The sequence below is a fragment of the Marinitenerispora sediminis genome, from assembly GCF_003336425.1.
Lineage (GTDB): Bacteria > Actinomycetota > Actinomycetes > Streptosporangiales > Streptosporangiaceae > Marinitenerispora > Marinitenerispora sediminis.
Genome location: NZ_QEIO01000225.1, coordinates 1 through 5,674, shown reverse-complemented (window position 1 = coordinate 5,674; position 5,674 = coordinate 1). Strand labels below are relative to the sequence as shown.

5 protein-coding genes and 1 pseudogene are annotated in these 5,674 nt (G+C 72.4%); 2 read left to right on the top strand and 4 right to left on the bottom strand.

The window, feature by feature from the left end:
- Positions 1-12 precede the first annotated feature (12 nt).
- Both DEF28_RS25255 and DEF28_RS25250 read right to left on the bottom strand, forming a co-directional pair.
- Complete coding sequence (locus DEF28_RS25255) at positions 13-957, bottom strand: SDR family oxidoreductase (protein ID WP_114399305.1); 945 nt, start codon at positions 955-957, stop codon at positions 13-15.
- An 11-nt stretch (positions 958-968) separates the two neighbouring features.
- On the bottom strand, positions 969-1,733 hold the full coding sequence (locus tag DEF28_RS25250) for an SDR family NAD(P)-dependent oxidoreductase (protein WP_258862704.1): 765 nt from the start codon (positions 1,731-1,733) through the stop codon (positions 969-971).
- A 17-nt stretch (positions 1,734-1,750) separates the two neighbouring features.
- Here DEF28_RS25250 and DEF28_RS25245 point away from each other — a divergent pair.
- A pseudogene (locus tag DEF28_RS25245) lies at positions 1,751-2,119 on the top strand (aldehyde dehydrogenase family protein); the annotation flags it as partial.
- 109 nt (positions 2,120-2,228) lie between these two features.
- Here the strand turns inward: DEF28_RS25245 and DEF28_RS25240 are convergent.
- Positions 2,229-3,068, bottom strand: coding sequence for a helix-turn-helix transcriptional regulator (locus DEF28_RS25240; protein ID WP_114399306.1), 840 nt, complete (start codon positions 3,066-3,068; stop codon positions 2,229-2,231).
- Positions 3,069-3,254: 186 nt separating this feature from the next.
- Here DEF28_RS25240 and DEF28_RS25235 point away from each other — a divergent pair, with 186 nt between their 5' ends.
- Complete coding sequence (locus tag DEF28_RS25235; protein ID WP_114399307.1) at positions 3,255-3,707, top strand: SRPBCC family protein; 453 nt, start codon at positions 3,255-3,257, stop codon at positions 3,705-3,707.
- Between the two features lie 321 nt (positions 3,708-4,028).
- On the opposite strand, the gene DEF28_RS25230 is transcribed toward DEF28_RS25235, so the two are convergent.
- On the bottom strand, positions 4,029-5,674 hold a 1,646-nt coding region (locus DEF28_RS25230; protein ID WP_147281097.1), incomplete at its 5' end, for a serine/threonine-protein kinase.

Genomic DNA, 5,674 nt, shown 5'->3' with positions numbered 1-5,674 from the left:
GTGGCGGGGTGGTCAGGTGGCGGGGGTGGAGACTTTGGTGAGCTGTTCGGAGATCTCCCAGACGCGGGGTGCCTCCTCCATCGCGCGCAGCGGCGGGAAGAGCTGGTGCTCGGCGGGCGGGCCGCCGAGATTGCCGGGGCCGGCGGGCCCGTAGAGCACACCGGCCTTGGCGTCGGGGGCGGTCGCGGCCATCAGGGCGGGCAGTTTCGCGGTCTCGATGGTGCCGAGGAGGATTCCGCGGGCGGAGAGCGCGCGGATCCCACGGACGTGGAGTGTGTCTCGGCTGCGCCCGAGTTCGGGCCGGGCCGCCAGCAGGCTGGTCGGGGCCACCCCGGGGTGGGAGAGGTTGCTGGTGATGCCCCAGCCGTGGGCCTTGCTGCGGCGGTCCAGTTCCAGGCCGAACAGCCCGAACGCGATCTTGGACTGGGCGTAGGCGCGCATGCCGTGGTACGAGCGCTCCCAGTTCAGGTCGTCCCAGTTGATGCTGCCCCGCCTCGCGGCGACGCTGATCTGCGAGGTGACGCGGGCGCGGCCCGCGCGCAGCAGCGGGAGCAGGTGTGCGACCAGGGCGAAGTGGCCCAGGTAGTTGGTGCCGAACTGCAGTTCGAACCCGTCGGCGGTGGTCTGCCGGTTCGGTGGGCGCATTACGCCGGCGTTGCCGATGAGGATGTGGATGGGCTGGCCCTCCTCACGCAGGGTCGCGCCGAGTGCCGCGACCGACTCCAGCGAGGACAGGTCGAGGTCGCGCAGCGCGACCTTCGCGTTGGGGACCTGCGCCTGGATCCGCGCGATCGCGTTCGCGCCCTTGCGAGGGTTGCGGACGGGCATGATCACCTCCGCGCCGGCCGCGGCCAGGCGCGTGGCGATTCCCAGGCCCATGCCGTCGCTGGCTCCGGTGACGAGCGCGCGCTTGCCGGACAGGTCGGGAATGGAGATGTCGATCGGTTGACGTCGCATCGCTGTGCTCCTCAAAGTGTGGTTCCGGTAGTCACGGTGGCCCAGGCCGCCGGGGTCATCCAGGGACTGTCGATCCGTGGGTGCGCACTCCGCCGCTGGCCGCGGATGTGATCCGGGTGCGCTGGGACACTGGCTCGCGCGACGAGCAGGGACTGTCCGCTGATGCGTCCCACCAGGTCGCCGGCGAGGTACTCGGCGGCGTCAGCGACGTCCCCGGGGGTGCCGGCGCGTCCGCCGGTCGGACGCAGCCGGGCGTTCGCAGGGGGGAGCTCGTCGCCCCCGACGACGTCGGTGACCACGTCGGCGCCGGCGGTCGCGGTGGGCAGGATCGAGTTCACCGTGATGTCGCGGGGGCCCAGCTCCAGGGCGAGGACCCGCACGAGGTTCAGCGCGACACTCTTCGACGACGGGCACAGTCCCGTCCCCGGGCGCGGGCTGACCGCTGTGCTGGACCCGATGTAGACCAGCCGCCCTCCGTCGGCGACCAGCCTCGCCGCCTTCTGGAGGGGGAAGAACGCGCCCTCGGCGTTGACCGCGAACAGCCGGTCGAACTGCTCCTCGGTGATCTCCGCCGCCGGCTGGCCGGCGACCTCCATCCCGGCGTTGGCGACGACGATGTGAGGCGGCCGAACGCCTCCATCGCGGTCGCGTACAAACCGTCCAGCTCGGCCGGCGACGGCACGTCCGCCCGCCCGGCCGCTTCGACCCCCTCCAACGTGCGCGGCGCGCTGTCCTTGTCCGCGGAGTAGTTGATCACCACGCTCGCGCCCAGCCACGCGTAGCGCCGCACGATCGCTTCGTTCCGCTGACGGTCTTCTCCGATGTGCCGCCCAGCTCGGCTCTCGTGTCCGACGAGGTCTTCGGGCCGGTGCTGGTGGTCCAGGTCTACGACGCGGTCGAAGAGGCCATCGACCTGGCGAACCGGACGCCCTACGGCCGGTGCGCCGGGGTGTGGGGCGGCACCCGCTCCGCAGCCGTCGAGGTGGCCCGCCGGCTTCAGGTCGGCCAGGTCTTCGTCGACGGCGCCGGGTTCAACCGCGACGTCCCGTTCGGCGGCTACCACCGGTCGGGGATCGGCCGGGAGTACGGACGGTACGGGCTAGAGGAGTTCCAGCAGGTCAAGGGGCTGGTGTTCGGAGCCGAGGCCGCCGGCACCGATTGACGGCAGGTGGGTGGCGCCCCGTGCGCCCCGGACCGGTGGGACGGACGCGGTGCCGGCGCCGCGGCCTGCCGCCGGTCTGTCGCGGTCGCACCAGGTGCCCGCCCTCGAGTCAGTGCAGCGTCTGCACGCCGACGACGGAGAGGAGTTGCAGCCGTTCATAGCTCTCGGTGCCCGGGACGGCGGTGTAGACGAACAGGCGGTGCGACTGGTGCGGGTCGAGCAGCGTCTGGCAGTTCAGCTCCAGAGCGCCGACCCTGGGATGGATGAAGCGTTTGACCTCGTTGGGGTGGACGCCGATCTCGTGCTCGTTCCAGAGGCTGCGGAACTCCGCGCTCTCCTCCAGGAGGAGGTCGGCGTAGTGCGCCGCCCGGGAGCCCGGGCCGCGGAGCGTGGCGATCTGGCGCAGGCCGGAGGCATACATCCGTGAGAGCAGCGCGTGGTCCTGTGGCGCGTACAGCTCCCGGGCGGCCGGGTCGGTGAACCAGCGGTAGCCCTTGCTGCGCGCCGGACCGGTGTACTGGGTCGTATCGCCGGTGAGCGCGACGCCCAGCGGACTCTGGCGCAGCGTCTCCCCGAGTTCGGTGACGATCTCGGCGGGGGTGTCGTCCAGGCGGTCGAGGATGCGCAGCATGCCGGGGCTGACGTGCTCGCTGTCCGCGCCGCGGACGGGCGGGTTGTGCCCGGCGAGGCGGAACAGGTGGTCCCGCTCGTCAAGGGAGAGGTGCAGGCCCTGCGCGATCGAGGCAAGCATCCGGTGCGACGGCTGCGGGCCGCGCTCCCGTTCGAGGCGGGAGTAGTAGTCGACCGACATGTAACACAGCGACGCGACCTCTTCGCGCCGTAGTCCGTTGGTCCTGCGGCGCGGCCCGCGCGGCAGGCCGACGTCCTCGGGTTGCAGCGACTCCCGCCGTTTGCGGAGGAACTCCGCCAACCCGGTGCGGTCGATCACGATGTCTCCCCTCTCCAGTCCCTCGTTTCTACCGCCTGCCGGCCGACGGAGCCACGGACCGCCGATCCCCCCATCCCCGGCGGAACGGTGACTCGGCGGGCCTGTGATCGGGAGGCTCTGGATACCTCGCCACCGTCCGCCGAGGATGGATGCCGTGAACCGGCTCACGCCTCGAAAGGATCTGCCATGCCTCGCTATCGTGTCAGCGCCACGACCGCGGCCCCCGCAGAGACCGTGTGGGGTCTCCTGGTCGACGGACGTGCCTGGCCCCGGTGGGCCTCCGGACTGGACGAGCTCGTGGAGGACCGCTCGTCCCGGTTGGACCCGCACGGGCGGGACGGCGTCGGGGCGGTCCGCGCCTTCCGCTCGGGTCGGACGGTCACCGGCGAGCGACTCACCGAGCTCGTGGAGAACCGGCGGATGGCCTACGAGGACACCTTCAACCTCGCGTTGAAGAACTACCGGGCGGTGATCGAGCTGGAGCCGGCCGCCGCAGGCGGGACGACGATCACCTGGCGGGGCACCTGGCGCGCCAGGCCCGGAGTCGGCTGGCTGATGCCGTTCATCCTCCCGAGCGTGATGCAGCGCATGGGCGACGACCTCGCCGCCTACGCCGCGGAGGCCAGCTCGGCCGCTTAGGGCCTTCTTCACACGGGCCGAGTTCGAGCGCACCTCGGCGGTGTGTCCGCGAAGCGCGCCGCCGCGACCTACCCGGGGCAGCACCCGGGAGACCCGGCCACGACTCCGCCGGCAAGGCCGGCGGGCCGCACGCCTGCGGGGCGGCACGCCAGCCCTTGGGTGGTTCGGGGCCACATGCCCCGCGGCTTCGATCCGGCCGGGGAGAGTGCCGGGTGGCTGCCGTTGCCCCGCTCGGCACAGCCGTCCGGGGCCGGAAGACCGCGACGCGTCCGGCCGGGAACGCCAGTGCGGGGCGGATGCCGTGTTCCGGTCGGCCGACGCTCACTTCGCCTCCCCGGGGAACCACTCCAGGCAGGCCCGCAACCGGTGGGCTCCCCGGCCGAAGGCGACGTCGATGTCCCGGGCCGTGCACACGGTGACACCACCCTGGAAAGGCTCCCCCCGTGGTCGGGGGCGCTGCTTGCCGGGCCAGACGATGACCCTGGCGTTGGCACCCTCGCCGACGAGCCGGACCTGGTCGAGATCGGCCCACGCGATCCGCTGGGCTTCCTTCTCAGAACGGACCAACCATGTCAGGCCGTCCGGGCCGATGGTGAGCCAAGGTGCGGATCGCGCGGATTCCACCGCACCGAAGACGAGGCCGACCAGCGGGCTGCCCATGAGGAGGAGGTTCGCCAGGCTCTCCAACGGGTGCGGCGGGTACTCGTTCGGCGCGACCACGTTGAGGACCAGTCCCAGGACCACGCAGCAAAATATTGCGCTCAGCCCCATCCCGATCACTTCGGAAACCTTGTTCGCGGAGAACGTCACGGTTTCAACTGGTTCGGGCGGTGAACGGCGTTTGGGGGTATCGAAGGCGACCGCGGTGGCGCTCGGCCCCACCGTCACCGGTCGCGGCGCACCACTGCGTGCCCCGGCGCGCGCCTGGAGGGTGTGGGCGCCGGTACCGACTCCGAAGGTACGGCTCGTGCCACCCGGGACCGTGCCCAGCACGGACCCGTCCATGACGATTTCGAGCTCCTCCAAGCCGAGGTTGCCGACCGCCAGGCCGGGCCGGCCGTCCCGCGCGCCGCCCGGGCCCCTTCCCCGACCGGGCCCTGTGGCCGCGCGCCCGTTCCCACCGCGGGCTTGCGTCCGGCCCGTCTCGATCAGGGTGTACAGGCGTGTGGCGTGCTGGGCGATGACCTCGGTGAGGTCATCGCCGAGCCACCGCCCGCCGGCCCGCGCCGGCCCGGACGGCGCCAGGGACGCGAGGTAGTCCCGTAAACCGTCCAGGTCGGGCCGCGCGCCAGGCTTCTTGGCCAGGCACGCCCTCACCAGGCCGGCCAGGGACGCGGGCAGGTCGGACAGGTCCGGCTCCTCGTGCACGACCCGAAACAGGACCGCGTGGACCGGGCCAGTGCCGAACGGGCTGCGGCCGGTGGCGGCGAAGGTGAGCACGCAGCCCAGCGAGAACACGTCGGAGGCCGGACCGGCCTCCTGTGCGCGGGCCTGTTCGGGAGACATGTACGCGGCGGTCCCCAGGACGGTGGAGGTCTGGGTGTAGGAGGTGGCGTCCAGGGCGCGGGCGATGCCGAAGTCGATCAGCCGGGGCCCGTCCTCGGCGAGCAGCACGTTGCCGGGCTTGAGGTCGCGGTGCACGATGCCGCCCGCATGCACGGCGGCCAGCCCCTCCGCCAGGCCCGCACCCAGTACCGCTACCGACTCCAACGGCAGCGGGCCGTGCCCGGCGACCGCCTGGTGCAGGGAGAGGCCGGGGATGTAGGCGGTGGCCAGCCACGGCGGGGCGGCGTCGGGGGCGGCGTCCACCACCGGGGCGGTGTAGAAGCCGCTGACCTTGCGAGCGGCCCTGACCTCGTCGGCGAAGCGGCGCCGGAATTCCGCGTCCCCCGTCAGCTCGGGGCGTACGACCTTGACCGCGACCAGGCGCCCGCCCGGAGAGCGTCCCAGGAAGCCCTGCCCCATCC

Bases quoted from the DNA above. Each gene is read 5' to 3' on its own strand.
- DEF28_RS25235 (WP_114399307.1), top strand. From the start codon at position 3,255: ATGCCTCGCTATCGTGTCAGCGCCACGACCGCGGCCCCCGCAGAGACC.
- DEF28_RS25255 (WP_114399305.1), bottom strand. From the start codon at position 957: ATGCGACGTCAACCGATCGACATCTCCATTCCCGACCTGTCCGGCAAG.